Origin of the sequence: Amycolatopsis sp. w19 (assembly GCF_051373225.1) — a bacterium.
Lineage (GTDB): Bacteria > Actinomycetota > Actinomycetes > Mycobacteriales > Pseudonocardiaceae > Amycolatopsis > Amycolatopsis japonica.
Genome location: NZ_JBPQFM010000024.1, coordinates 45,055 through 70,920, shown reverse-complemented (window position 1 = coordinate 70,920; position 25,866 = coordinate 45,055). Strand labels below are relative to the sequence as shown.

The 25,866-nt window shown below is 68.7% G+C and carries 27 protein-coding genes; 19 read left to right on the top strand and 8 right to left on the bottom strand.

The window, feature by feature from the left end; genetic code table 11:
- Positions 1 to 189: 189 nt before the first annotated feature.
- On the bottom strand, positions 190 to 1,374 hold the full coding sequence (locus ACSMFO_RS34020; protein ID WP_436461833.1) for an FAD-dependent monooxygenase: 1,185 nt from the start codon (positions 1,372 to 1,374) through the stop codon (positions 190 to 192).
- A gap of 143 nt (positions 1,375 to 1,517) precedes the next feature.
- Here ACSMFO_RS34020 and ACSMFO_RS34015 point away from each other — a divergent pair, with 143 nt between their 5' ends.
- The 3 genes from ACSMFO_RS34015 (at position 1,518) to ACSMFO_RS34005 (ending at position 3,894) form a co-directional block, all read left to right on the top strand.
- Positions 1,518 to 2,426, top strand: a complete 909-nt coding sequence (locus ACSMFO_RS34015; RefSeq protein ID WP_436461832.1) for a TetR/AcrR family transcriptional regulator C-terminal domain-containing protein — start codon at positions 1,518 to 1,520, stop codon at positions 2,424 to 2,426.
- 9 nt (positions 2,427 to 2,435) lie between these two features.
- Complete coding sequence (locus ACSMFO_RS34010; RefSeq protein ID WP_436461831.1) at positions 2,436 to 3,623, top strand: pyridoxal phosphate-dependent aminotransferase; 1,188 nt, start codon at positions 2,436 to 2,438, stop codon at positions 3,621 to 3,623.
- An 85-nt stretch (positions 3,624 to 3,708) separates the two neighbouring features.
- Positions 3,709 to 3,894: a hypothetical protein gene (locus ACSMFO_RS34005; RefSeq protein ID WP_007032516.1), complete on the top strand. Its 186-nt coding sequence runs from the start codon at positions 3,709 to 3,711 to the stop codon at positions 3,892 to 3,894.
- On the opposite strand, the gene ACSMFO_RS34000 is transcribed toward ACSMFO_RS34005, so the two are convergent.
- The 3 genes from ACSMFO_RS34000 to ACSMFO_RS33990 form a co-directional block, all read right to left on the bottom strand.
- Positions 3,891 to 4,712, bottom strand: a complete 822-nt coding sequence (locus ACSMFO_RS34000; protein ID WP_436461830.1) for an SAM-dependent methyltransferase — start codon at positions 4,710 to 4,712, stop codon at positions 3,891 to 3,893. The two genes, ACSMFO_RS34005 and ACSMFO_RS34000, sit on opposite strands and share 4 nt — an antisense overlap.
- Before the next feature lie 88 nt (positions 4,713 to 4,800).
- Positions 4,801 to 5,391: an HAD family hydrolase gene (locus ACSMFO_RS33995; protein WP_038521452.1), complete on the bottom strand. Its 591-nt coding sequence runs from the start codon at positions 5,389 to 5,391 to the stop codon at positions 4,801 to 4,803.
- A gap of 2 nt (positions 5,392 to 5,393) precedes the next feature.
- Positions 5,394 to 6,422 (bottom strand): threonine aldolase family protein, encoded by a 1,029-nt coding sequence (locus ACSMFO_RS33990; RefSeq protein ID WP_436461829.1) that lies wholly within the window; start codon positions 6,420 to 6,422, stop codon positions 5,394 to 5,396.
- 135 nt (positions 6,423 to 6,557) lie between these two features.
- On the opposite strand from ACSMFO_RS33990, the gene ACSMFO_RS33985 reads away from it, so the two are divergent.
- From ACSMFO_RS33985 to ACSMFO_RS33940, 10 genes are all read left to right on the top strand, one after another.
- Entirely contained in the window at positions 6,558 to 7,076 is a 519-nt protein-coding gene (locus ACSMFO_RS33985) for a SigE family RNA polymerase sigma factor (protein WP_038521447.1), read from the top strand.
- Entirely contained in the window at positions 7,063 to 7,764 is a 702-nt protein-coding gene (locus tag ACSMFO_RS33980) for a hypothetical protein (protein WP_037334649.1), read from the top strand. Before ACSMFO_RS33985 ends, ACSMFO_RS33980 begins: the two co-directional genes overlap by 14 nt.
- A gap of 199 nt (positions 7,765 to 7,963) precedes the next feature.
- Entirely contained in the window at positions 7,964 to 8,557 is a 594-nt protein-coding gene (locus ACSMFO_RS33975) for a TetR/AcrR family transcriptional regulator (protein ID WP_037334651.1), read from the top strand.
- A 91-nt stretch (positions 8,558 to 8,648) separates the two neighbouring features.
- Positions 8,649 to 10,079 (top strand): adenylosuccinate lyase, encoded by a 1,431-nt coding sequence (gene purB, locus ACSMFO_RS33970; protein ID WP_436461828.1) that lies wholly within the window; start codon positions 8,649 to 8,651, stop codon positions 10,077 to 10,079.
- A gap of 163 nt (positions 10,080 to 10,242) precedes the next feature.
- A complete protein-coding gene (locus ACSMFO_RS33965; RefSeq protein ID WP_436461827.1) occupies positions 10,243 to 11,070 on the top strand; it encodes a substrate-binding periplasmic protein in 828 nt (275 codons plus the stop codon).
- Positions 11,071 to 11,075: 5 nt separating this feature from the next.
- Positions 11,076 to 11,849 carry an ABC transporter substrate-binding protein gene (locus ACSMFO_RS33960; RefSeq protein WP_038521444.1) on the top strand — a complete coding sequence of 258 codons (774 nt, stop codon included), beginning with the start codon at positions 11,076 to 11,078 and terminating at the stop codon, positions 11,847 to 11,849.
- 8 nt (positions 11,850 to 11,857) lie between these two features.
- Positions 11,858 to 12,640, top strand: a complete 783-nt coding sequence (locus tag ACSMFO_RS33955; protein WP_436461826.1) for an ABC transporter substrate-binding protein — start codon at positions 11,858 to 11,860, stop codon at positions 12,638 to 12,640.
- Positions 12,641 to 13,399, top strand: coding sequence for an amino acid ABC transporter permease (locus tag ACSMFO_RS33950; RefSeq protein WP_037334661.1), 759 nt, complete (start codon positions 12,641 to 12,643; stop codon positions 13,397 to 13,399). It abuts the gene before it with no gap.
- A complete protein-coding gene (locus ACSMFO_RS33945) occupies positions 13,396 to 14,136 on the top strand; it encodes an amino acid ABC transporter ATP-binding protein (RefSeq protein WP_037334665.1) in 741 nt (246 codons plus the stop codon). The genes ACSMFO_RS33950 and ACSMFO_RS33945 overlap by 4 nt, the downstream gene beginning before the upstream one ends.
- 189 nt (positions 14,137 to 14,325) lie before the next feature.
- Positions 14,326 to 15,213 carry an MOSC domain-containing protein gene (locus ACSMFO_RS33940; RefSeq protein ID WP_436461825.1) on the top strand — a complete coding sequence of 296 codons (888 nt, stop codon included), beginning with the start codon at positions 14,326 to 14,328 and terminating at the stop codon, positions 15,211 to 15,213.
- Here the strand turns inward: ACSMFO_RS33940 and ACSMFO_RS33935 are convergent.
- Positions 15,096 to 15,902 carry an SAM hydrolase/SAM-dependent halogenase family protein gene (locus ACSMFO_RS33935; protein WP_073845781.1) on the bottom strand — a complete coding sequence of 269 codons (807 nt, stop codon included), beginning with the start codon at positions 15,900 to 15,902 and terminating at the stop codon, positions 15,096 to 15,098. The two genes, ACSMFO_RS33940 and ACSMFO_RS33935, sit on opposite strands and share 118 nt — an antisense overlap.
- A gap of 35 nt (positions 15,903 to 15,937) precedes the next feature.
- On the opposite strand from ACSMFO_RS33935, the gene ACSMFO_RS33930 reads away from it, so the two are divergent.
- From ACSMFO_RS33930 to ACSMFO_RS33915, 4 genes are all read left to right on the top strand, one after another.
- Positions 15,938 to 16,819: a phosphoribosylaminoimidazolesuccinocarboxamide synthase gene (locus ACSMFO_RS33930; RefSeq protein ID WP_436461824.1), complete on the top strand. Its 882-nt coding sequence runs from the start codon at positions 15,938 to 15,940 to the stop codon at positions 16,817 to 16,819.
- A 58-nt stretch (positions 16,820 to 16,877) separates the two neighbouring features.
- Positions 16,878 to 17,585 (top strand): DUF2334 domain-containing protein, encoded by a 708-nt coding sequence (locus ACSMFO_RS33925; RefSeq protein WP_228694807.1) that lies wholly within the window; start codon positions 16,878 to 16,880, stop codon positions 17,583 to 17,585.
- On the top strand, positions 17,582 to 18,313 hold the full coding sequence (locus ACSMFO_RS33920; RefSeq protein WP_436461823.1) for a TetR/AcrR family transcriptional regulator: 732 nt from the start codon (positions 17,582 to 17,584) through the stop codon (positions 18,311 to 18,313). The genes ACSMFO_RS33925 and ACSMFO_RS33920 overlap by 4 nt, the downstream gene beginning before the upstream one ends.
- A 71-nt stretch (positions 18,314 to 18,384) precedes the next feature.
- Positions 18,385 to 19,524: a DUF418 domain-containing protein gene (locus ACSMFO_RS33915; RefSeq protein ID WP_436461822.1), complete on the top strand. Its 1,140-nt coding sequence runs from the start codon at positions 18,385 to 18,387 to the stop codon at positions 19,522 to 19,524.
- Between the two features lie 316 nt (positions 19,525 to 19,840).
- Here ACSMFO_RS33915 and ACSMFO_RS33910 read toward each other — a convergent pair whose 3' ends face one another.
- Positions 19,841 to 20,476: an MBL fold metallo-hydrolase gene (locus ACSMFO_RS33910; RefSeq protein WP_436461821.1), complete on the bottom strand. Its 636-nt coding sequence runs from the start codon at positions 20,474 to 20,476 to the stop codon at positions 19,841 to 19,843.
- A gap of 33 nt (positions 20,477 to 20,509) precedes the next feature.
- Entirely contained in the window at positions 20,510 to 21,454 is a 945-nt protein-coding gene (locus ACSMFO_RS33905) for a DUF5937 family protein (RefSeq protein ID WP_436461820.1), read from the bottom strand.
- Positions 21,455 to 21,516: 62 nt separating this feature from the next.
- Here ACSMFO_RS33905 and ACSMFO_RS33900 point away from each other — a divergent pair, with 62 nt between their 5' ends.
- Both ACSMFO_RS33900 and ACSMFO_RS33895 read left to right on the top strand, forming a co-directional pair.
- A complete protein-coding gene (locus ACSMFO_RS33900; protein ID WP_436461819.1) occupies positions 21,517 to 22,659 on the top strand; it encodes an MFS transporter in 1,143 nt (380 codons plus the stop codon).
- A gap of 33 nt (positions 22,660 to 22,692) precedes the next feature.
- Positions 22,693 to 24,195: an aldehyde dehydrogenase family protein gene (locus tag ACSMFO_RS33895; RefSeq protein WP_038521413.1), complete on the top strand. Its 1,503-nt coding sequence runs from the start codon at positions 22,693 to 22,695 to the stop codon at positions 24,193 to 24,195.
- Between the two features lie 63 nt (positions 24,196 to 24,258).
- On the opposite strand, the gene ACSMFO_RS33890 is transcribed toward ACSMFO_RS33895, so the two are convergent.
- On the bottom strand, positions 24,259 to 25,839 hold the full coding sequence (locus ACSMFO_RS33890) for a GMC family oxidoreductase (protein WP_436461818.1): 1,581 nt from the start codon (positions 25,837 to 25,839) through the stop codon (positions 24,259 to 24,261).
- Positions 25,840 to 25,866 lie beyond the last annotated feature (27 nt).

The window sequence follows — 25,866 nt, the reverse complement described above, 5'->3', positions numbered from 1 at the left end:
CGGAATTAGGTGCAAGTCACCCAAGTAGGCGGACGACACACGTGATCCGACGGACGACACGCGTGACTGGACGGACGACACGCTCGCAGCCGGGCTCCGTCCTTCAAGTCACGCGTGTCGTCCCTTCCGTCACGCGTGTCGTCCGTCCAGTCACGCGAGTCCCCCGGCCGGCGCACCAAGGGCCCGCCGTCAGTAGTCCTTGAGTGCCAAGGCGTTCGCCGCTTCCGTGAGCGGCCGCATGGCCGCCTTCATCAGCCGGTCCCGGAACGGCAGATGAGGCAGCACCCGCATCGACTGGATCTGTTTCCACTGACGGAACCGCGTCTGACTCTTTTGGTTCATCGCGGCCAGTGCTTGGTTCTTGAGCACGAACGGCCGCATTTCCCTTTCGTAGGACGCAAAAGCGGCGCGGTGGTCAAGAGAAGCGGCCAGCGACCCGGCGAGCACGTAGGCCCCGACGATCGCCAAACTGGTGCCCTGCCCCGAAAGCGGCGACGGTCCATAGCCCGCGTCGCCGACCAGCGCGACCCGCCCGTCGGTGAACCGGTCCATCCGGATCTGGGTCATCGAATCGAAGTACAGCTCGCTCGACGCCATTTCGCGAAGCAGCCGCGGCACTTCCCAGCCTTGACCGGCGAACCGGTCGGCGATCAGTTTTCGTTGCTGCTCCAGGTCGTGCCGGTCGAAGTCGAGCTCCGGTGACTGGAAACCGAGCATCGCCCGCGCTTCCGTGTTCTTGCGCGCGCTGTACAGCCCGGCCAGTTTCCCCGGCGTCATGTGGAAGGTCTGCCAGCGGTCCAGATCGAGGAAGTTCGGCACGGTGAACACCGCGAGATAGGTGTCCATGTAGTGCGAAAACTCTTTCTCCGCCCCGAAAACCAGCGACCGCACCGCCGAGTGCTGCCCGTCCGCGCCGATGACGAGGTCGAAGTCCCGAGCCTCTCTGCGCGCGAAGGCGACTCGGACTCCGTCGGTGCGCTGCGTGATCCCGGTGATCCAGTCCCCGTAGACGTACTCGACGCCCTCCTGAGCGACCGAAGCCAGTGTGTCGGTGAGGTCGTCCCGCAGGATCTCGACGTCCTCGCTGTCGGTGAGCCCGCCGGTCAGCGTGTGGTCGGTGACGTTCACGAGGGTCTTGCCCTCGCCGTTCACGAACGACATCCCGCGCATGTCCGTCCGCAGCTCCCGGAGGCGTTCGAGCACCCCCATCCGGTCGACGACGCCGAGCGCCGTACCGCGGATGTCGACCGCGTGCCCGCCGACCCGGGGCGCGGGCGCCCGCTCCACGACCGTCGGCGCGAAACCGTGCCGGCGCAGCCAGTACGCCAGCGTCGTGCCGGCGATACCCGCGCCCGAAATCAGGATCTTCCACATGTCCACTCCCTGTGTACGGCGTTGTGAAGCACTGCGTACAACGTATGGACGCGTCGGCTCAGCCCCAGGAAAAAGCCTCGAAAACCTTCGCTGCACTAGTGCGATGCGGGTAGTGCGCCGCCTGAAATGCGGTAACGTGCACTATGGCAAGAACCGATCCGCCCTACCTGCGGATCGCCGCCGAGATCCGTCGCCGGATCACGTCCGGCGAGCTTCGCGAGGGCGACAAGGTCCCGTCGACCCGCCTGATCATCGCCGAGTGGGGCGTGGCGATGGCGACCGCGACGAAGGTGCTCGCCACGCTCAAACGGGACGGCCTGGTCGTCGCCAAACCCGGCGCGGGCACGGTCGTCGCGAGCCGCACCCGGAAGGCCGCGCCGAAGACCGAGGCGGAGCTGTCACGCGAGCGAGTGGTGAAGGCCGCGATCCGGATCGCCGACGCCGAGGGCATTCGCGCGCTCTCGATGCGCCGCGTCGCCTCCGGGCTCGGCGTCGCGACGATGGCGCTTTATCGCCATGTCACCGCGAAGGAGGAGCTGATCCTCGAAATGGCGGACATGGCACTCGGCGAGATCCGTTTCCCGCCCGAGCCGCCATCCGGCTGGCGGGCCCAGCTGGAGCTGATGGCGCGAGCGCAATGGGCTCTGTTCCGTCGGCATCCCTGGCTCGCGCAGGCGCTCTCGATCACCCGCCCGCAGCCACTGCCGAATCTGCTGACGCACGCCGATTGGGCGACCCGCGCGCTCGACGGTCACGGCCTCCCGCCGTCGACGATCATGTACGCGCACATCACGATCTTCAACCATGTACGCGGCATCGCCCTCAACTTCGAGGCCGAAGCCGACACCGAATCCGGAACGGCGGTCACGGCCGACGCCTGGCTGGCGGAGCACGAGCCGATCCTCTGGGATCTGGTGTCCGGCGGCCGTTTCCCGAACTTCGCCGGTGTCGTCTCCCGCGCTCCGTTCGACTACGACCTCGACACGCTCTTCGAGTTCGGCCTGCAACGGCTCCTCGACGGCTACGCGGTTCTCCTCGCGAAGTCCGGTTAGCCTCACGTCATGCTCATCCCCGGTCCCGCCGCACGTTCCGACGTCCCGCCGTTCCACGTCATGGACGTCCTTTCGGCCGCACAGGCCCGGCAGCGCAGCCACGGCGACCTGGTCCCGTTGCTCGCCGGGCAGCCGTCCGCCCCGGCGCCGGGACCGGTGCTCGAAGCCGCGCAACGGGCGCTGAAGGACCACAACCTCGGCTACACCGAGCAGCTCGGCATCCCGGAGCTGCGCGAGGCCGTCGCGGAGCACTACAACCGCACGTACCCGGTCGACGTGAGCCCGCAGGACGTCATCATGACGACCGGTTCCTCCGGTGGCTTCCTGCTTTCGTTCCTCAGCGCCTTCGAGGCGGGCGACCGCGTCGCGATGGCGCGTCCCGGCTATCCGGCCTACCGCAACCTGCTGAAGGTGCTCGGTTGCGAGGTCGTCGAGTTCGCCACCGGGGCGGACACGAACTTCCAGCCGACCGCCGCGCTGCTCGACGAATTGGGGCCGGTCAAGGGACTCATCGTGGCCAGCCCGAGCAATCCGACCGGCACCGTCCTGCCACCGGGTGAACTGGCGGCGATCAGCGGCTGGTGCGCGTCACGCGGTGTGCAGGTGATCAGCGACGAGATCTACCACGGGATCTCCTACGGCGCCGGGCTCGATTGCGCGTGGCAGTACGGCAACGAAGCGCTCGTCCTCGGCTCGTTCTCCAAGTACTTCGCCATGACCGGCTGGCGGCTCGGCTGGATGCTCGCGCCGCAGCGGCTGCATCGCGCGATCGACGTCCTGACCGGCAACTTCACCATCTGCCCGCCCGCGGTCTCCCAGCACGCCGCGGTCGCCGCGTTCACCCCGGAGGCGTACGCGGAGGCCAACGGTCACGTCGAGCGCTACCGGGCCAACCGCGACGTGCTCTTCGCCGGTCTCAAGGGCATCGGCATCGACAAGCTCGCGCCGGCGGAGGGCGCCTTCTACGCCTACGCCGACGTCTCCGCGTACACGACCGACAGTCTCAGCTGGTGCCAACGGCTCCTCGCCGAAACGGGCGTCGCGATCGCTCCCGGGATCGACTTCGACCCGGTCGACGGCGGCCGGTTCGTGCGGTTCTCCTTCGCGGGTTCTCGCGAGGACATCGACGAAGGGGTCCGCAGGCTGGGCCAGTGGCTCACCGCTCAGGGGGAACCCGGAAATCACCCTGAACGTTAGGCGGAATGAAGGCGCTCGCGAGCTTCGCCTGACAACCTGGACTCACCGGGCCCGCTCGGGCACGGTGAGGCAATCGGAGGATGCCATGTTCTGGAAGATCGTCGGCGGGCTGATCCTGGCTTGGGTGGCCTTCATGGTGCTCGGATCCGTGCTCGGTTTCCTCGTGAAGGCCGTCTTTTGGATCGCCGTCATCGGCGGCGCGGTCTTTCTCGGCACGGCCGCGTACGGCGCCATCAAGGGCAAGGGCACCCCGAAGCAGCTCCGCCGTTAAGGCTTACGCGCCACCCCGCCGAGCGACGTGAAGTTCACGGGCGAAAGCGGGGTGAAGCGCGGGCCGTCCGGCCACCACAGGTGCGGGTACGTCAGCCCGGGCTCCATGAGATCGAGTCCTTCGAAGAACGACTCGATCTCGTCACGCGTGCGGTAGAGCGTGTCCAGCCCCGTGCCGTTGAAGCGCTTTTCGAGTGCCGTCGCGACGTCGGCGGCTTCGGAGCCGTCGGCGGGGTTGTGCTGGTGCAGCAGCGCGACGAACGAGCCCGGGGCCAGCGCGTCGACGTAGGCGCGGACGATCTTCCGCGCCTCGTCGAGGTCCTGGAGGTGGTGGACGATCGCGCACAGGACCAGCCCGACGGGCCGGTCGAAGTCCAGCCGGTGGGTGCGGGCGAGTTCCTCGACGACCTCGGCCGGTTCGGTCAGGTCCGCGGCCACCATATGCGCGAAGTCGTTCGCCGCGAGCAGCGCGCGGCCGTGCGCCTGCACCACCGGATCCCGGTCGACGTAGACGACCTGGGCCTCGGGGTTGTACCGCTGCGCGACCTGGTGCGTGTTGTCCATGCTCGGGAAACCGGAACCGAGGTCGAGGAACTGGTCGATGCCTTCCCGGTCGGTCAGGTAGCGCACGGTCCGCACCAGCCAGTGCCGGACCTCCTTGGCCATCGCCTGCGCGTCCGGCGAGATTTCCAGGATCTGGCGCAGCGCCACCCTGTCCGCTTCGTAGTTGTCCTGACCGCCCATCAGCGCGTCGAAGACCCTCGCGATGCTCGGCTGGTCGAAATCGACGGGCACGAACGGGCGCTGGTCCGCTGACATGGGCACCTACCGGGGTAACTCGGTTTGGACGCGTTCAGCGTAGGTCATCCGCTTCACCGCGCGTAAGCGGATGAGCGGTGAGGGTGAATTATTCCTCCGAAGAGCCGAAGCCGGATTTCGCTGTTGTCACGCCGACCCAGCGTTCGGCCTTCATCCCCACCGCCCGTGCACCGTCCACATTGGACTGACGATCGTCGAAGAACAGGCAGTCGCCCGGTTCGGCGCCGAGTTCGGCGAGCAGGATCCGATAGATCTTCGCGTCGGGCTTCATGCAGCCGAGGTCACCCGAGAAGAGCTTCACGCGGAACAGCTTCGCCCACTCCTGCTCGCGCACCCAGCGGCCGAAGGTGGACGACGCGTTCGAGAGCAGCGCGAGCGCCGCGCCTGCCTCGTGCAGCCCTTCCAGCAGTTCGAGGACGTCCGGTTCGAGGTGCGTCCAGCCCTCGACGTCGATGCGGGTCAGCTCGTCCGCGAACGCCTTGTCGACAGGGACGTTCAGCGCGCGGCCGACGTTCTGCCAGTACTCGAGGTCCGAGCCACCCGAGTCGTACTGGACCCGCTCGGCCCAATAGTGCGGCTCGAAGTCGGCGAGATCGAGGTCGAAGGCCTTGGCCAGGGTCGGCAGCGCGTCGGTGTGCTCACTGATGACGTCGCCGTAGTCGAAGACGATCCAGTTCATGTTCAGCCCCCGGTCTTGACGCGTTGAAGGGTTTCTTCGATGTCCGCCGCCGAAAGGTCCCGGTGCGCGACGAAGCGGATCCGGCCTGAGCTCGGCAGCGTCAGGATCCCGAGCCCGGCCAGCCACGCCAGCCGTCCTTCGAGGTCCGGTGCGGTGACCTGCACGATGTTGGTCTCGGGAGCGTTGACCTCCCAGCCGAGCTCGGCGAACCCGGCCGCGAGCCGGGTCGCGTTCTCGTGGGCCTCGGCGAGGTCGCCGATGCGGTCCAGCGCGACCATGCAGGCCGCCGCCAGCACGCCGCCCTGCCGGACGCCGCCGCCGAGCATCTGGCGCATCCGCCGCGCCTTCTCGACGAACTCCTCGCTGCCGGCCACCACCGAACCGACGGGCGCGCCGAGCCCCTTGGAGAAACAGGCGGACACGGTGTCGACGCCGACCGTGAGGGCCGCGGGCGGGACCTCCAGGGCGACCGACGCGTGCCAGATGCGGGCACCGTCGAGGTGCACGGTCAGCCCGGCCTCCTTCGCGATCGCCACCAGCTGGGCGTGCTCGTCGGGCGGGGTGACCGCGCCGCCCGCCGTGTTGTGCGTGTTCTCCAGGCACAACAGCGGGGTACGCAGCGCGTAGTACGGCCCGCGCGGGACGCCGATCGCGGCCGAAAGCGTCTCCGGCGTCGGCCGCCCGGGCCCGGCGTCGTGCTCCAGCGGCTCCGGCATGCCGCCCGCGAGCCAGGCCGCGGAACCGAGCTCGTCGGTGATGACGTGCGAGCCGCGCGGCGCGAGGAACCGGTCGCCACGCTGGAGATGGATACTCAGCGCGATCAGGTTCGCCATGGTCCCGGACGGGGTCCAGAGCGCGGCGGGCATGCCGAGGAGTTTCGCGGCGCGCTGTTCCAGCGCGGCGACGGTCGGATCGCCGTCGAGGACGTTGTCGCCGACCTCGGCCTTCGCCATGGCCTGGCGTATGACGTCGTCGGGACGGGTGACGGTGTCGGAGCGGAAATCGATCAGCGGGAGAGAGCGCGAGGTCACGGTACGATCACATCACATCGACGGGCCCGCCATGAATCTCCTCCCCGGCTGGTCCGCCGCGCCCGCTCATGCAACCGTGGACGCCCCCGGTTCCGTCCTACCCACCGACGAGGCAAGAGCGGAGACAAAAACCGCGTGAACCAGCGCGACGAACAAGAATTCGCGGAGTACTTCGCCGCGAAGCGGGACTCCGTGCGCAGGACCGCGTACATGCTCTGCGGCGACTGGCATCGTGCGGACGATCTCGCGCAGACGGCGTTCGTCGCGCTGCACCGGAGGTGGAAGAAGATCAGAGAACGGGCGGCGACCGACGCCTACGTGCGGAAGACGCTGGTCAGGGCGGCCATCGACGAGTCGAGGCGGCCGTGGCGGCGGGAGTGGCAGACCGAAGAGCTGCCCGAACCGCCGCAGGACGGCTTCGACCTCGGCGAACAGGTCGTCACCAGGGAAGACCTGCTGGCCGCGTTGCGCGAAGTGCCCCCGAAGCAGCGGGCCGTGCTGGTGCTCAGGTTCTTCGAGGGGCTGGACGTCGGTGCCGCGGCGAAGGCGCTGGGCTGCAGCGAAGGGAACATCAAGAGCCAGACCGCGCGCGGGCTGGCGAACCTCAGGCAGGTCATGGAGAAGGAGGAGGTGGCACGGGATGGACGAGAATGACCTGAAGGCGTTGTTCCGTGACGCCCCCGGCGACGCGCCGTCGCCGACCTTCGACACCGCCGACGTGGTCCGCGCCTCGAAACGCGCCACTGCCCGACGCCGAAACGGTATCGCGGTGGCCTGTAGTGCGGTGGTTTTGGTGCTGGCCGGAGTGGGCATGTTCGGCGTGCTCGGCGGAACCGACTTCGAACTGGGGACCGCGGCCAAATCCGATCAGGAAGCGGCGTCCGCGGGGCAACCCGGGGCGGCGTCCGCACGTCCTCAGAACGGGGAGTCCTCGAACTTCTCGAACCCGCCGCCTCAGCAGGGGGGCGGCGGAGTAGAGAAGACCGGCCCATTGGTGGCCGAAGGCACCTACGGGTGCGACCAGGTGGATCGGGAGCTCGCCACCGCCCTCGCTGGCGAGCTCCCGGTCCCCGTGGATGTCGCCAAGTCGACGCCCGGCGACATCTGTACGACGGGAGCCAGGTCCGCGGGGTTCCAGGTGCCGGGCGGCACGGTCTCCGCGGCGGTCTACCCGGCGGGTTCGTCCGTCCCGGTGATGCCCACCGGAGCCGCCGAGGCGCGGCGGACCACCCCCAAGGGGTCTCTCGTGGTCGTGGTGAGCCTCGGCGACGGTTCGGGCAGGCCCGCCCTTCCCGAGTCCGACGTCGACAGGCTGGTCGGCGTGCTCGCCGCCCGCTATTAACCGAGCTGGCTTAGAAGTTCCTCTGGTTCTCGGGGTGGATGAAGGGGGCTTTCACCGCATGTGACGTGGGTAAAGCGTCCTTCATCGCGTGATCAGACGCGACCTAACTGCGCGGGACACCAGGCATCGCCCTGCCGACGTCGATCGAGGTCGCGGGTTCGCCGACGGACTACTGACCGAGCTGGCAAAATAGCCCGCCATGACCGCCGCAGCGACCACACCGAAGGGTGAGCGACGCCGTGCCGAGCTGATCGAGGCCGCCTCGTCGCTCCTGGCCGAGGGCGGTTTCGACGCCGTGCGGCATCGTGCGGTCGCCGAGCGGGCCGGTCTTCCGCTCGCTTCGACGACGTACTACTTCGATTCGCTGGAAGAGCTGGTCACCGCCGCGGTGGAGCACCACGCGAAAGTGGAACTGGAGGACGGGCGGCAGCGTCTCGACGAGCTGGCGACCCGCAATCGCGGCGTCGAGGCCACCGTCGACCTGGTGCTGGACATGCTCCTCGGCCCGCTCCGCCCGGATCGCGAGGCCGACGCCGAAGCGGTCCTTCTGCGCTACGAACGCCTCGTCGGGACAGGGCGCCGTCCGTACCTTCGGCCCCTGATGCGGACGCTGTCCGCGCAGCTGTACGAACTGCTCCACGAGATCTTCGCGCGCTCCGGCACTCCTGTGGACGCCACCGAACTGGAGCGGCTCGTCGCCCTGGTCGACGGTGCCGTGGTCAACGCGCTCATCGAGGTCGACCCGGAGCCCCGGGCCGCCGCCGCGCGCATGCTCCAGGCGGCCCTCGCCTGAAACCCCCGCGTTTCGTCCTCTGAATGCGGTAGTTGGCGTCGCGAACCACCGCATTCAGAGGACGAAACGCGGGGCGGGTTAGTCTGGCCGCGTGACGGACAAGCCCCGCATCCCCAACGTGCTCGCCGGCCGCTACGCCTCGCCTGAGCTGGTCGAACTCTGGTCCCCGGAACGCAAGGTCGTGCTGGAGCGCGAGCTCTGGCTCGCCGTGCTCCGCGCGCAGGCCGACCTCGGCGTCGAGGTGCCGGACGGTGTCGTCGCCGACTACGAACGCGTCCTGGAGCAGGTCGACCTCGACTCGATCGCCGCACGTGAGCGCGTCACCCGGCATGACGTGAAGGCCCGCATCGAGGAGTTCAACGCGCTCGCCGGGCACGAGCACGTCCACAAGGGCATGACGTCGCGGGACCTCACCGAGAACGTCGAGCAGCTGCAGGTGCTGCGGTCGCTGGAGCTGGTGCGTAGCCGCGTCGGCGCCGTGCTGGCCCGGCTCGCCGCGATCGCGGTCGAGCACGCCGACACGGTGATGGCCGGTCGTTCGCACAACGTCGCCGCGCAGGCGACGACCCTGGGCAAGCGGTTCGCCACCGCCGCCGACGAACTGCTGGTCGCCTTCGACCGGCTCGAAAACCTCATCGGCCGCTACCCGCTGCGCGGGATCAAGGGCCCGGTCGGCACCGCGCAGGACATGCTCGACCTGCTCGGCGACGAGTCCACTTTGGACGAACTGGAGTCCCGCGTCGCGGCCCACCTCGGCTTCGAGAACGTGTTCACCAGCGTCGGCCAGGTGTACCCGCGTTCGCTCGACTTCGACGTGCTGTCCACCGTCGTCCAGATCGCGGCCGCCCCGTCGAGCCTGGCGAAGACGATCCGCCTGATGGCGGGCCACGAGCTGGTCACCGAGGGCTTCAAACCCGGCCAGGTCGGCTCGTCGGCCATGCCGCACAAGATGAACACGCGTTCCTGCGAGCGGGTCAACGGGCTCGCCGTGGTGCTGCGCGGTTACCTGTCGATGATCGGCGAGCTCGCCGGCGACCAGTGGAACGAAGGCGACGTGTCCGACTCCGTCGTCCGCCGGGTCGCGCTGCCCGACGCGTTCTTCGCGCTCGACGGGCTGCTGGAGACCTTCCTCACGGTGCTGGCCGAGTTCGGCGCCTTCCCGGCGGTCATCGGACGTGAGCTCGATCGCTATTTGCCGTTCCTCGCGACCACCAAGGTGCTCATGGCCTCGGTCCGCGCGGGGGTCGGGCGTGAAACCGCTCACGAGGCGATCAAGGAGAACGCCGTCGGCGTCGCGCTCGCGATGCGGGAGCAGGGGCTGGCCGAGAACGACCTCCTCGACCGGCTCGCCGCCGACGAGCGCATCCCGCTCGACCGCGGTGAGCTGGACAAACTCCTCGCCGACCGCATCTCGTTCACCGGTGTCGCGCCGCGTCAGGTGGCCGCGATCGCGTCGCGCGTCGAGGCCATCCTGGAGCGTTTCCCGGAGGCGGCGAACTACTCGCCGGCCCCGATCCTCTGACCTGTGAGCAGCCCCACCACGGGGCGTTCACAGAGTGAGACGAAGTTACTCGATCGGGCGAAATGCCTAATCTCGATCGCTGAACCCGGAGCGCCAGGCCGCCCATGAGGCGGCCTGGCGTGTTTGTATCGCGCCTTGCGCGCCGACACCCACGGAAGAAGCGATGAGATCCACGCTGTCGAAAATCGTCGCCGTCGTCACGGCCGGAGCGGCCACCCTCGCCCTCGCCGCCTGCGGCTCCGGTGACGCGAGCACGACCGGCCAGAAGCTGCGGGTCGGCACCCTGACCGACGCGCCGCCGTCCATCTACCTGGAGAACGGCACCTTCACCGGCTACGACAACGAACTGCTGCGCGACATCGGGAAGCGCGAGGGCTTCGAGGTCGAGTTCGTCGGCACCGAGTTCGCCGGGCTGCTCGCCGCCGTCGCCACCAACAAGTTCGACATCGGCAGCTCCACGATCTCCACCACCGAGGCCCGCAAGAAGACCGTCGCGTTCAGCAACGGCTACAGCACCGGGTTCACCTCGATCATCACCAAGAAGGGCGCGGGTCTCAAGGACGTCGGCGCCTTCAACGGCAAACGGCTCGGCGTCGTGCAGGCGTCGGTGCAGGACGATTTCGCGAGCGGCAAGGTGCCCGGCGCCAACGTCGTCCGCTTCCCCGACTACAACGCCGGTTTCGCGCAGCTGAAGGGCGGCAGCCTCGACGGCTGGGTCGTGCCGAAGGACATCGGGCAGAAGTACATCGACCAGAACCCGGACCTGCGGCTGGAGTTCGGCTACACCGTCGAGACCAAGGACACGCCGTCCGCGTTCGCCGTCCGCAAGGACAACAAGGAACTGCTGAAGAAGATCAACGACGGCCTCGCGAAGGCCGTGGCGGACGGCACCGTCGCCCGCCTGCACGCTCGGTTCTTCAAGACCGAGCCGCTGCCCAAGGAACTCGAACAGGGCGGCCCCGGCCTGCCCGTGCAGAACCCGGGGGTCTGAAAATCATGAAGAAAACGCTGCTCGCCACGCTGGCCGCGGGCCTCGTCGCCGTGCTCGCCGCCTGCGGTGGTGGCGAATCCGCCACCGAGAAGACCCTGCGCGTCGGGACGCTGAGCGACGCGCCGCCGAACATCTACGTCGAGAACGGCAACTACACCGGCTTCGACAACGAGCTGCTGAAGGCCATCGCCGCCAAGCAGAACCTGAAGCTCGAGTTCGCCTCGACCGACTTCTCCTCGCTGCTCGGCCAGGTCGCGAACAACCAGTTCGACATCGCCAGCTCGGCCATCGCGCAGACCGACGAGCGCAAGAAGAACGTCGACTTCTCCAGCCCGTACAACTTCGAGGTCATGAGCATCCAGACCAAGGACGGCTCGCCGATCACCGAGGAGAAGGGCCTGTCCGGCAAGCGGGTCGCGGTCATCCAGGCGACCGTCGGCGACAAGTGGCTCACCTCGACGGTGCCCGACGCGCAGGCCGTGCGTTTCCCCGGGTACGCCCCGGCGCTGGCCGCGCTGAAGAGCGGCGCCGTCGACGCCTACATCCTCGACCAGGCGATCGCCGAGACGAACGTCAAGGAGAGCACCGACGCGAAGCTCAAGGTCGTCAAGTCCTTCACCACCGACGTGCCCCACGGCTTCGCGGTGAAGAAGGGCAACAGCGAGCTGCTCACCAAGATCAACGAGGGCCTCAAGCAGGTCATCGCCGACGGCACCTGGGTCAAGCTGCACGAGAAGTTCCTGCCGACGGCCCCGGTCCCGGCCCAGTTCAAGGCGTGAGGATCACGATGAAGAAGTCACTCGCCGCCGCCGTCGGTGCCGTCCTCGTGGCGGTGCTGGCTGCGTGCGGCGGCGGTGAGGACGCCGGGGGGAAAACCCTTCGCGTCGGCACCCTCAGCGACTCGAAACCCAACGCCTATCAGGAAAACGGCGTGTTCACCGGGTTCGACAACGAGCTGCTGAAGGCCATCGCCGCGCACCAGAACCTGAAACTCGAGTTCGTCTCCACCGAGTTCTCGGCGCTGCTCGGCCAGGTCGCCACCGGCAAGTTCGACATCGGCAGCTCGGGGATCTCGCAGACCGACGAACGCCGCAAGACCGTCGACTTCTCGGCGCCGTACAACTACCAGTCGCTCGGCATCGAGACCCGCGAGGGCGTCGCGATCACCGACGAGAACTCCTTGGCGGGCAAGCGGATCGGCGTCGTCCAGGGCACCGTCTCGGACAGCTGGCTGACGGCCAACGCGCCCACCGCGCAGGCGGTGAAGTTCCCGCAGGACGCCGCCGCGCTCGCCGCGCTGAAGTCGGGCGCGATCGACGGCGCGATCTTCGACCAGGCGACCGCCGAGGACTACGCGGCGAAGAACCCGGACGCGAAACTCAAGGTGGTCAAGGCGATCACCACGACGATCCCGCACGGTTTCGCGGTCAAGAAGGGCAACACCGAATTGGCGGGCAAGATCAACGCCGGGCTCAAGGCGGTCATCGCCGACGGGACCTGGGAAAGGGTGCACCAGCGGTTCGAACCGAACGCGCCGGTGCCCGCGGAGTTCAAGGCCGGGCAGAAGTAAGTGGACGATTTCCTCAACACCTTCCTGAACTGGGAGTACATCTGGGAGGTCTTCCCCGACCTCCTCGGGACCGGCCTGCTGAACACGCTGATCCTTTCGGTGTTCTCGGCACTGATCGGCACCGTGCTCGGCATGCTGCTGGCCACGATGGGCCTGTCCAGCAAGGCGTGGCTGCGCTGGCCCGCCCGGGTGTACACCGACATCTTCCGCGGCCTGCCCGCGATCCTGACCATCCTGGTGATCGGGCAGGGCGGCGGGATCCTCATCCCGTCGCTGTCGCGGAATCCTTACCCGCTGGGCATTCTGGCGCTGAGCCTGATCGCGGCCGCGTACATCGGCGAGATCTTCCGCGCCGGTATCCAGAGTGTCGAAAAAGGACAGATGGAGGCCAGCCGCGCGCTGGGGATGAGCTACACCAAGGCGATGACGCTCGTCGTCATCCCGCAGGGTGTGCGGCGCGTGCTGCCCGCGCTGGTGAACCAGTTCATCGCGCTGGTCAAGGACTCAAGCCTGGTGTACTTCCTCGGCTTCCTCGCCGAGCAGCGCGACCTGTTCCGCATCGGGCAGGACCTCGCGGCGAACACCGGGAACCTGTCGCCGCTGGTCGCCGCCGGTGCGGTCTACCTGGTGATCACCGTGCCGCTGACGCATCTGGTCAACTACATCGACAAGAAGCTGCGCACCGGCAAGAAGATCCGGGTCGACGACGAGGGCGGCGAAACGGAACTCCTGAACGCCGGAAAGGTGCCGATGTCATGACCGCCGCCGTCCGTTCTTCCAGCGTCGAACTCCGCGACATCCATGTCTCCTTCGGCACCCTCGAAGTGCTGAAGGGCGTGAACCTCAAGGTCGAGAAGGGCCGCACGACCTGCATCATCGGGCCGTCGGGATCCGGCAAGTCGACGTTGCTGCGCTGTGTGAACCGGCTCCAGGAGCCCGACTCGGGCGACCTGCTGCTGGGCGGCGAGAGCGTCATCTCGTCCGACCCGGACGCGCTGCGGCAGCGCGTCGGGATGGTGTTCCAGCACTTCAACCTGTTCGGGCACCGCAGCGTGCTGGACAACATCACCCTGCCGTTGCGCAGTGTGCGCAAACTCGGCAAGGAGGAGGCGGCGGAGATCGCGCACGCCCGCCTCGCCGAGGTCGGCCTCGCCGACAAGGCGCCGTACCGGCCGAGCGCGCTCTCGGGCGGGCAGCAGCAGCGGGTCGCGATCGCGCGGGCGCTCGCCATGGAGCCCGAGGTCATGCTGTTCGACGAGGCGACCAGCGCGCTGGACCCGGAGCTGGTCAAGGGCGTCCTCACGCTGATGGCCGGGCTGGCCGAGCGCGGGCTGACGCTGCTCGTGGTCACCCACGAAATGGGTTTCGCGCGCGGCGTCGCCGACGAGGTCGCGTTCATGGACGACGGGAAGATCGTCGAACAGGGCGCTCCGGAGGCGATCTTCGACGCTCCGCGGAGCGAGCGGCTGCAGCGTTTCCTGTCGCAGGTGCTGTAGAGCGCTTCCGCAGTACATGAAGGCCCCCTTCCTTGCGCTAGACGCAGTGAAGGGGGCCTTCATGTACTTGGGGAAGGAGGCCTTCACGGACCGGCGGCCAACGGCCACCCACATTCAGTAGGCACCTATGGCAGCCTTGGCCCTGACCGTCCTTACCACTCACGAGGCCCGAGTCGTTAACCTGCGGCTATGGCGAGAGTGGCGAAGCTGGTCTATTACCCGGTCAAAGGCTGCGCGGGCACGTCGGTCGCGACGGCCGACGTCACCCCCGCGGGGCTGAGGTTCGACCGGGCCTGGATGGTCGTCTCCCCGGAGGGCGAGTTCCGCAGCCAGCGCAAGCATCCGGTGATGGCGTCGATCCGGGCCGAGGTGCTCGACGACGGCGCCTGCCTGCGTCTCGCCGCTCCCGGCGTCGAGGATCTGCTGGTCGAGACGGTCACGGACGGGCCGAGGCAGCCCGCCGCGACGTTCACCTGGCAGGGCAAGGGCGTCCACCAGGGCGAGGAGGCCGCCGAGTGGTTCTCCGACGTCCTCGGCCTGCCGTCGGTGTTCGTCGGGCTCGCGCCGGAGCACGAACGCGTCACCAACGGCGAGATCCCCGGCACCGCGGCCTTCGCCAACGCGCACGCGATCCTGCTGACCTCGGAGTCCTCTTTGGACGGTCTGAACGAGCGTATCGCGTCGCGCGGCGCCGAAGCCGTGCCGATGGACCGCTTCCGGCCCAACATCGTCGTCGCGGGCTGGCCAGAGCCGCATCGAGAGGACGACGTCCGTTCGCTCACCGCCGGTGGCCTCGAACTGGGGTACGCCAAGGTCTGCATCCGCTGCACGGTGCCGATGGTCGACCAGGAGACCGGGAAGAAGGCCGGTCCCGAGCCGATCCGGTCGCTCGCCGACTACCGCCGCGAACCCGAGGGCGGCGTCTCGTTCGGGATCAAGATGGCGGTGACCGGACCCGGTCAGGTGGCCGTCGGCGACGAGGTGATCGTGCACTCCTGGGCGGGTCCGAGCCCGAGTACCGCCGAGGCGGAGCCGCCGTTCACGGCGACCGCGAGCCGTCCCGCGGAATCGGTGTAGAGCACGTTCCGGCCCGGCGGCACCGTGCCGAAGGTGTCGCCGACCAGCGCTTTCACCAGGACGTGTTCGCTGCTGACGGAGACCGTGCCCGCCAGCCCGGCCAGTTCGAGGTCGGCGGGGCTCGCGGCCAGCTGGACGTTGCCGAAGTGGTCGACCGTGAGCACCTCGGCCACCAGCTTGCCGGGGAACACCGCGACGAACGGGTCGGGCAGCCGCACGAGGTCGTCGACGCGCGGCCCGAACTCCTCGGGCGGGACGCCGAGCGCGAGATGCGCGGCGGCGGGGGCGAAGACGTCACGCCCGTGGAACGTCGACGACGTCACCGGAAGGCGGTATTCCGGCGCCGCGAGTTCGTACGCGGCTATCACCCCGCTGAGTGTTTCGGCGGCGGGAATGAGGAGCCCGTTGTCCGGGCCGACGAGCATTCCGCGGTCGGTGACCACCACGACGCCGCGCCGGGCGGTGCCGACGCCGGGGTCCACGACGGCGAGATGGACGGACTCCGGCAGATACGGCGCGGTCTGGGCGAGCACCTCGGCGCCGGTCCTGACCTGCTGCGGAGGGATCTCGTGGCTCACGTCGATCACCCGTACGGACGGCGCGATCCGCGCGATCACGCCGTGGCACGCGGCCACGAAACCGTCGCTCAGTCCGTAGTCGGTCGTGAACGAAACGCAGTGGATCGGCATGATCAGCCATCATCCTTGATCGCTAGGGTGCAGCCGTGACGACGCTCGAATACCCGAAGATCGCCGCCGGCAAGGTCCGTGAGCTCTACGCCGTCGATGACGAGCATCTGCTGCTCGTCACCTCCGACCGGATCTCCGCCTACGACGTCGTCTTCGACACGCCCATCCCGGACAAGGGGCGGGTGCTCACCGCGATGAGCGTGTTCTGGTTCTCCCTGCTCTCCGATGTCCTCCCCAACCATCTGGTCTCCTACGAAGACGACCGCATCCCCGCCGAGGTCCGCGGCCGCGCGCTGCTGGTGCGGCGGCTGGCGATGCTGCCGTTCGAAGCCGTCGCCCGCGGCTATCTCACCGGTACCGGTCTCGCCGATTATCGCGCGCGCGGCACGGTTTGCGGCGTCGAACTTCCGCCCGGTCTGACCGAATCGTCCCGCCTGCCCGAGCCGATCTTCACGCCCGCGACCAAGGCCGACCGCGGCTCGCACGACGAGAACATCGCCTTCTCCGACGTTGTCGGGCAGCTCGGCCGCGAGCGGGCCGAGGAGGTCCGCGAGGCGACGCTGGCGGTGTACCGCCGCGGCGCGGAGTTCGCCGCCGAACGCGGCATTCTCCTCGCGGACACGAAGCTCGAATTCGGCGTCGACCGGGAGGGGAATCTCGTGCTCGCCGACGAGGTCCTGACCCCCGATTCCTCGCGCTACTGGCCGGCGGGCGGCTACGTGCCGGACAGTCCGCAGCCGTCGTTCGACAAGCAGCCGCTGCGGGACTGGCTCACCAGTCCGGCGTCCGGCTGGCATCGCCGGGACAGACCCGGGTCGCCACCCTTGCCCGAGGACATCGTCGCCGCCACGCGCGCGAGGTACATCGAGTCGTACGAACGCATCACCGGCCGGTCGCTGCAGGATTGGCCCGCCTGACCTGCGGCGTTCACCCCGTGGTCAGTCCGGCGCAAGTCGCGGCTGGCTCACTGGTGGGGTGGACGCACGTTTGCTGGTTTCCCTGTCCGGCGTGACCACCCGGACGTTGCACCGCTGCGCCGATCTCGCGGCCGAACTCGACCGGCGCAGGGTCCCGTTGTCCGTGCTCTACGCCGCTCGCACCGGCGAGGGCCCCGTGACCGAGTGGGTCCGGACGCGCCGCACCCGCGGCGATTCCGTCCTCCTGCACGGGTACGACCACCAGATCCCGCCCACTCATCGCGCCGTCTACCTGGGCAAACGTGCCGAGTTCGCGGCTTTGCCCGCGCACGAGGCGAGGCTGCGCCTGATCGCGGCGAAGGCGGCGCTCGACGCCAACGGCATGGCCGTCGACGGCTTCGCGCCGCCGCGCTGGATCGCGTCGGAAGGCACCCTGCAGGCCCTGCGCGAGCACGGGTTCACGTTGTGCGCGGATCTGGCGTCGGTGCGGGACCTGGTGTCCGGCGACGTCCAGCGCGCCAGGGTGCAGGAGTTCGGCGGTCCGTCGCACCGCACGGAGACCGTCCGGTGTTTCGCGCTGGTGCTGGCCGCCGCCAGGGCCGCGCGCCGCGGCGGGCTGGTGCGGCTCGGCATCGATGCCGCGGACCTCGCCCGGCCGGGACTGCGGCAGGCGTTCCTCGACGCCGTCGACGTCTCGCTGGAGAACCGCGCTTTCGGAACCACGTACGGCTCGCTCTCGCGAACGCGGGTTAAATTGTCGGGATGACCGACGAGGCAGGCGCACCGGCGACGCTGATGCGGCTCTGGCGCCGGTCGGAACGCTCGACGCGCGGCAGGCCGTCCGTGCTCGACATCGACGGTGTCGTGGCGGCGGCGGTGGACCTCGCCGACCGCGAAGGCGTCGCGAACGTGACGCTGGCGAACGTGGCGAAGGATCTGGGCGTCACGAAGATGTCGTTGTACCGCCACATCGGTTCGAAGGCGGAGCTGCTGGAGCTGATGGCCGACGTCGCCATCGGCGATCCGCCGGAGGTGGAGCCCACCGGTGACTGGCGGGCCGAGCTGACCACGTTGGCGGAGGCCAACCGCGACGTGCTGATGAGCCATCCGTGGCTGGTCGAGCTGCCGCTTTCCGGCCCGCCCGCCGGTCCGCACGCGGTCGCCTGGATGGACGCGTTCCTGCGAACGCTGCGCGAAACCGGTCTCGACTGGGGGACCAAGGGCGGGATCCTGGTCCTGATCGGCGGCTATGTCCGCCTCGCCTGCGCGCAGGCCCTGCAGCTCGCCGAGGGCCGGAAGGACAGCGGACTGACCCAGGCACAGGCGGAACAGGCCTACGGCAAGGGCCTCGCCGAGCTGATCGACCCTGAGCGTTTCCCCGACGCCGTGGGCTTCCTGAGCTCGGGCCTCGGCGGCTCCGAACAGAACTCCGACTTCGACTTCGGTCTCGACGTCGTCCTCGACGGCATCGCCGCTCTCGTCGAAGCGAGCTGACAAAACCCCTCCTCCGCCTTTAGTATCCGCCGGACATTAATTAGTGTACGTTGGATACTAAAGGGGGATCCATGACATCGACACCGACGGGCGAGCGTGTGCTCGCACCGGATCTGGCCAGGGGTTTCGCGCTCCTGCTGGTCGCGCTGGCGCATACCGCGAGCATCTTCCTCGGCAACACGCCGGGCGTCGATCAAACGCCGGAAGGCCTGGAACGGCCGTACTTCGTGGTGCTGTTCGTGCTCGTCCACGCGTGCGCGCTGCCGCTGTTCGGCATGATGCTCGGCTACGGGATGGTGCAGTTCGCCGATCGCCAGGAGGCGCTGGGGCAGTCATGGCCGCGCACGCGTGGCATCCTGCTTCGCCGTCACGCGTGGCTGCTCGTCTTCGGCGCCGTCGACGGGGTGCTGTTCTTCTCCGGCGACGTGCTCGGCGCGTACGGCGTGGTCGGCGTGGTGTTCGCCCTGCTGCTTTTGCGGCGCGGCAAGGGTTTCTATCGGATTCCGGTGCTGTACCTGGGTTTCGGCGTCTGCTATCTGGCAGTGCTGATGTACCTGGTGCTCACCGGGAATTCCGGGAGCGCGCCGGTTCCGTCCATCGAGGACGCGTCGTCACTGGCGCCGACGTACGGCGACGCCGTGCGGGAACGGCTCATCGAATGGCCGATGACCACCGCGGTCCTGCTGTCGTCGATCCTGTTCGTCTGGGTGGGCGCCTGGGCCGCGAAGAAACGCGTGCTGGAGGAGCCGAATCGGAAACTGCTCCTTTCCGGTCTGCTCGGGGGTTTCGGTGTCGCGATCGCGGGCGCGCTGCCGATGGGACTCTTCGCCGGTGACTACGTCGGCTTCGACGAGGAGACCGCCGGGCTCGTCAAGCTGATGTACGAGGGAGCGGGCCTGTTCGGCGCGATCGGTTACATCAGCCTGTTCGGGCTCATCGGCATGGTGGTCGGCAAGAAACGCCGCGGCGTCGTGGTCGCCGCGATCTCGGCGCTCGGCCAGCGCACGCTGAGCGCCTACCTGTTCCAGTCGGTGGCGTGGCTGATCCTGGCGCCGCCGTTCATGCTGGGGCTGAGCGGCAGCACGTTCGTCGCGGCCGCGTGCGGGCTCGGCGTGTGGCTGCTGACGGTCGTCGTCGCGTACGTGATGCACCGGCGGGCGTACCGGGGACCGGCGGAGATATTGGTGCGGAAACTCGCGTACCGGAGCTAAAAGCGTGTGTCGCGAAAGCCACTTTCGCAACCTTCAACGTTGCGAAAGTGGCTTTCGCAACGCCATCGGGGGCGGCGCGGCGCGCTGGATCATCGGCCAGTCCGATCACGCCACGTTTGCCCTGCTCTCAAGGGAAGCATGTGTCGCGAAAGCCACTTTCGGGACGTCAGATGTCCTGAAAGTGGCTTTCGCGACACGGCTAGCCGACCACCCGGCGACCGGACGGCAAGAGCCGTTGCGAAAGCCACTTTCGCAACCTTCAACGTTGCGAAAGTGGCTTTCGCAACGCCATCGGCGTCGGTGCGGCGTACCGGACCTAGAGCTTCACCGGCTCCCCGACGTCGAGCACCTTCACTTCGGTGCCTTCAGGAGCGAGATTCGCGAACAGGCCGTAGTGCATCTGCGGCCGCGCGAGGACGGCTTCGTGGATCGGGACGGCGAGGCGCGGCGACACCGCACGCAGGTAGTCGACCGCCTCGCCGGCCTTGAGCCACGGGGCGCCGGTGGGCAGGCCGAGGACGTCGATCCTCTGTTCCGGAACGAAGAACGAGTCGCCCGGGTGATAGAAGGCGCCGTGATCGACCACGTAGCCGACGTTCGGGATCACCGGGATCTCGTCGTGGATCACCGCGTGCTCGCCGCCGACGACGTCAATGCCGCTGGACCCGACCTCGAAGGCGTCGCCGGGGTTCGCGATCTGGAATTCGGTGCCGATCTTCCCCACCGCTTCGGCGGAACCCGGGTCGACGACCAGCTTCACGCCGGGGTTGGCCTCCAGTAGCGCGGGCAGCCTGTCCATGTCGAGGTGGTCGAAATGCTGGTGGGTGATCAGGATGGCGTCCAGTTCGCGCTCGCCTTCGAAACCCGTCGAGAAGGTGCCGGGGTCGATCAGGATCCGCGCGTCCTCGGTCTCCAGAAGCGTGCAAGCGTGTCCAAAGTGGACAATACGCATCGGTGTTCTCCTTCGCGGTAGGTCGATTCCAGCCTATGCCCGGATCAGGGCGTCGCCAAGTTCGGTGCGCCGGTAACGGACTTCGCGGCCGCGCCGCCGGGTGTCGAGCAGGCCGGCGGCGTGCATCGCGGTCAGATGCTGCGAGACCGTCGGCGCCGAGAAGCCCAGCCGTCGGGCCAGTTCGGTGGTGCTCGCGGGTTCGTTGAGCGTCGTGAGCAGGGCGGCCTTCGTCCGGCCGAGCACTCCCGCGAGCGCGCCGGGCGGGCGTTCGGGGTCCGACCAGAGTTCGGCAACGCCGCGGGCCGGATACAGCAGCGAAGGCTGCCACGGCTCCATCGTGATCACCCCGACCGAAGGCCACGCGAAGACGCCGGGAATCAGCAGGAGCCCGCGGCGGTCGAGGTGGACGCGGCCGCGTTCCTTCATCTCGATCACCAGGACGTCGTCGACCAGTCGGACCCGTGGGTGGATGTCCTCCAGTACCAGCGCGATTCCGCCCGCGGCCAGGCGACGTGAGCGTTCCTCGATGTCGGCGACGAGGAACCGGCGCATCCGGGGCCAGTGCGGTTCGACCAGTTCGGTCCAGGCGATCTCCATCTGGTCCGCCAGCAGATCCCTTGCCACGGCCGGGTCTTCGGGGAGACCACTCAGGTCGACGTCTACTTTGGACAGTTCGTGGGCGACCTGATCCGGCGGCGTGCGGCGGATTTCGGCGAGCTGGGCGGACGCGGTGGTCTCCGGTCCGCTCGGCGGCGGGCTGAGGAAGTCGGTGATGTAGTGCCGCGCGCTCATCACTTTGGCGAAGCCCTCGATGGGCAGGTCCGGCAGTTTCGCGGCCGCCTCGCGCAGCCACGGCAGGTGGCTCGGATGCCCTCGCCGTCCGAGCAGGGTCTGCAACGCGCCCATGGTCTCGTCGAGCGGGGAGATGCCGAAGCGGACGCGGTTGGCGCTCTCGGCGGTCAGGACCAGCTCGATCATCGGATTAGGCTATGTCCTAATCAATGGTTCTCGCCAGGCCGCGTTCGGCAAGGTTCTCCGGCATGACGTTGCTGCGTAATTCCAGGTATTGGCGCTGGTCGGCGGGGGTGCAGCTGAACCGGCTGCCCGCCACGATGGCGCCGTTGGCCTTCACCGTGCTGACCACCGCGACGACCGGTTCGTACCGGCTCGGCGGGGTCATGATGGCCGTTTTCGTCGCCGCCGAGATGGTCGGCGCCGTGCCGACCGGACGGCTGCTCGACCGGGTCGGTCCCGCCCGCGGTCTCGTCGTGCTGTTGCCCCTGGTCGCCGCCGGGCTGTTCCTGCTGGCCGCGGTCGCTTCCGCCGGAGCCCCGGACTGGGCGCTGCTCGCGCTGGCGATCCCGCCGGGGCTGGTCGCGGGCGGGTTGAACGGCGGCTTCCGGACGCTGCTCGCCGCGACGGTGACCGAGGACGAACTGCCGAGGGCGGTTTCGGTGGACGCGATGATCCTCGAAGGCGTCATCGTCGGCGGACCGCTGCTGGTGGCGCTCCTGGCGACGTCCGGACCGGCCGTCCCGGTCCTCGCGATGGCCGTCGTCGCCCTGCTCGCGGCGCTGCTCGTGCCGCGACGGACCGTGCAGCGAGATCCACAAAGGACGGTCGAACGGCAGTCGATCCCGGTCGCCGCCTGTGTGCCCTGGCTGGCGGGGTTGTTCACCGTCGGGCTCCTGCTGTCGACCATCGAGGTCGGGCTGCTGCCCCTCGTCCAGCGTCTCGGCGCCCCCGATTCGGCGACGGCGATCGTCATCGTCGTGCTGTGCGCCGCGAGCATCACCGGGAGCGCGCTGTACGCGGCGCGCGGGAAGGTCGGTGATCCGCGGCTGTTCCTGGCCGGTTTCGTACTCGGCGGCATCGTCGTTTCGGCGGGTTTCGGATGGGCCGGGCTGCTCGGCGGGGTCGCGCTGATCGGGCTCTGCACCGGCCCGCTGATGGCCGTCTCGTCGGTCAACCTGCAGAAGCTGCTGCCGGAACGCCGCCGGTCGGAGGGGTTCTCGCTGGCCTTCACCGTGCAGGCGTCCGGCTTCGGGCTGGGCTCGCTGGCGATCGGCGTCCTGCCGGTCTGGCTGTGCCCTCTTCTCGGTGTCCTTGCGGCTCTCGTCTCCTGTGCGATGCTGGTGGCACGCCCCAGGCGAGCTATTGGCACGCCGTCAGTAACGTCGTAGCCTGGGCTTTGAGCCGAGACACGGGAGAAGTCGATGACCGCAGTCCAGCCGAAGCCGACCGCGCACAGCGTGGGGGAGACCTTCGATTCCCTCAGCCCGGCGACCGACGAGGTCGTCGGCACCTACCCGGTGCACAGCAAGGAGGACGTCCGCGCCGCGATCGCCCGCGCGAGGGACGCCGCCGAATGGTGGGCCGGGCTCGGCTACGACGGCCGCGCCGAACGTCTGCGCCGCTGGAAGGGCGTCATCACCCGCAGGCTGCCGCAGCTGTGCCAGGTCGTGCGAGACGAGACCGGGAAGCCGATCGCCGACGCGCAGCTGGAGAGCGTCCTCGCCATCGAGCACATCGCGTGGGCGGGCAAGCACGCGCGCAAGATCCTCGGCAAGCAGCGCCGCGCGGCCGGGCTGATGATGTCGAACCAGGCGGCGACGGTGGAGTACCAGCCGCTCGGCGTCGTGGGCGTGATCGGCCCGTGGAACTACCCCGTGTTCACCCCGCTCGGCTCCATCGCCTACGCGCTCGCCGCCGGCAACACCGTCGTCTTCAAGCCGAGCGAGTACACGCCGGGCGTCGGGAAATGGCTGGTCGACGCGTTCAACGAGGTCGTCCCGGAGTGGCCGGTGCTGCAGCTGATCACCGGTTTCGGTGAGACGGGTGCTTCGCTCGTCACGGGCGGCGTCGACAAGATCGCCTTCACCGGTTCGACCGGGACGGGCAAGAAGATCATGGCCGCGGCCGCCGAGACGCTGACGCCGGTGATCATCGAGGCAGGCGGCAAGGACGCGGTCCTGGTCGACGCGGACGCCGACCTCGAGGCCGCCGCGGACGCGACCGTCTGGGGCGCGTTCTCCAACTCGGGCCAGACCTGCATCGGCGTCGAGCGGGTGTACGTCCACGAGCGCGTGCACGACGAGTTCGTCGCGAAGGTCGTCGAGAAGTCGAAGGACGTGCGGGCCGGTTCGGACGCGGCCGCGCAGTACGGCCCGGTGACGATGCCTTCGCAGCTTTCGGTGATCAAGCGCCACATCGCGGACGCCATCGAACGCGGCGGCAAGGCGCTGGTCGGCGGTGTCGACGCGGTCGGCGACCGCTATGTGCAGCCGACGGTGCTCGTCGACGTGCCCGAGGACTCCGCGGCGGTGCAGGAGGAGACGTTCGGCCCGACCGTCACCATCGCCAAGGTCCGCGACATGGACGAGGCCGTCGAGAAGGCCAACGACACGAAGTACGGCCTCGGCTCGACGGTGTTCTCGAAGTCGCGCGGCCTCGAACTGGCCGGACGGCTGCGCACCGGCATGACGTCGATCAACGCGCCGCTTTCCTTCGCCGGTATCGCTTCGCTGCCCTTCGGCGGCGTCGGCGATTCGGGCTTCGGCCGGATCCACGGCCCGGAAGGCCTGCGCGAGTTCGCCCGCCCGAAGGCCGTCGCGCGGCAGCGTTTCACCGCGCCGATCGTGCTGACCTCGTTCTCCCGTAAGGAAAAGACCGACGCGCTGGTCGCGAAGCTGATCACGGTGCTGCACGGAAAGCGCTGAAGTCGGGCGTTGGGTCTCGTGAGTGGCAAGGACGGTTAGAACCGTCCTTGCCACTCACGAGCGCTACTTGCCCCGGATGAGATCCGCGGCCTTCTCCGCCACCATGATCGTCGGCGCGTTCGTGTTCCCGCGCGGCACCACGGGCATCACCGAAGCGTCGACCACCCGCAGCCCCTCCACCCCGCGCACCTTCAGCGTCGGATCGACGACGGCGTTCTCGCCCGTCCCCATCGAGCAGGTCCCCACCGGGTGGTACAGCGTCTGCGTCTTCTCGCGCACGTAGTCGGCCAGCTCGTCGTCGGTCAGGTCGTGCCGCTCCGGCAGGAACGGCTTGTCCAGATACCGCGCCAGCGGACCGGATTTCCCGATCTCCACCAGGGCGCGCATCCCGGCGAGCATCTTCTCCATGTCGACGGACTCCGCGTAGTACGCCGGGTCGATTTCGGGTTTCCACAAGGGATTCCCCGACTTCAACCGCAGACGTCCCCGGCTCGCGACGTCCACTAGGGTCGCCGCCGACGTGAAGCCCGGCACCGTCGGCTCGCGCATCCCGTTGTCGTAGAACAACGTCGGCGCGACGTGGATCTGCATGTCCGGCGGCGAAACCCCGTCCGCCGCGGGGAAGAACGCGCCCGCCTCACCGATGTTCGAAGCCAGCGGGCCGCGTTTGGTGAGCTGGTAGCGCACCAGGCCGGCGGGCGTCGCCGCGTCCACCAGGTCGGTGGTGCCGCGTGTGGACCAGATGATCCCGCAGGCCGGGTGGTCGTGCAGGTTGTCGCCGACGCCCGGAAGCGCGGCCACGACGTCGATCCCGTGCTCCCGCAGGTGTTCCGCCGGGCCGACGCCGGAGAGCATCAGCAGTTGCGGCGAGTTCACCGCGCCGCCGCTCAGCAGGACCTCGGTCGACGCGCGCACGGTCGTCTCGGTGCCTTGGTCCAAATAGGACACTCCGACGGCGCGGGTGCCTTCGAAGACGACGCGGGTGGCTTGCGCGTTGGTCCGCACGGTGAGATTCGGGCGCGACAACGCCGGCCGCAGGTACGCGTCGGCCGTCGACCAGCGGCGGCCCTTCTTGCAGGTCACCTGGTAGACGCCGGCGCCTTCCTGCGACTCGCCGTTGAAGTCGTCGGTGCGCTTGAGGCCCCAGGCGACGGCGGAATCGACCCAGGCGAGGGACAGTTCGTGGGTGAAGCGGCGGTCCTCGACGTTCAGCGGCCCGTCGGTGCCGTGCAGCGGCCCGCCGAGCCGCTGGTTCCCCTCCGCCCGTTTGAAGTACGGCAGGACGTCGTCGAAGCCCCAGCCCTCGGCGCCGTGTCCGTCACGCCAGCCGTCGTAGTCCGCGCGGTTGCCGCGGATGTAGATCATCGCGTTGATCGACGAGCAGCCGCCGAGCGTCTTCCCGCGTGGCCAGTACAGCGACTGACCGGTGTGCTTCTGCTCGACCGTCTCGTAGTTCCAGTCCCATTTGGTCTTGAACAGACCGGGGAACGCGGCGGGGATGTGGATCTCGTCGGCGTCGTCCTCGCCACCCGCTTCGAGCAGGAGCACCCGCGCCGACGGATCCTCGCTCAGCCGGTTCGCCAGTACGCATCCCGCGCTGCCCGCGCCGACGATCACGTAGTCGAAGGAGTCCTGATCGGCCACGGTGCCTCCTGCTGCTCGCCCGGTGTT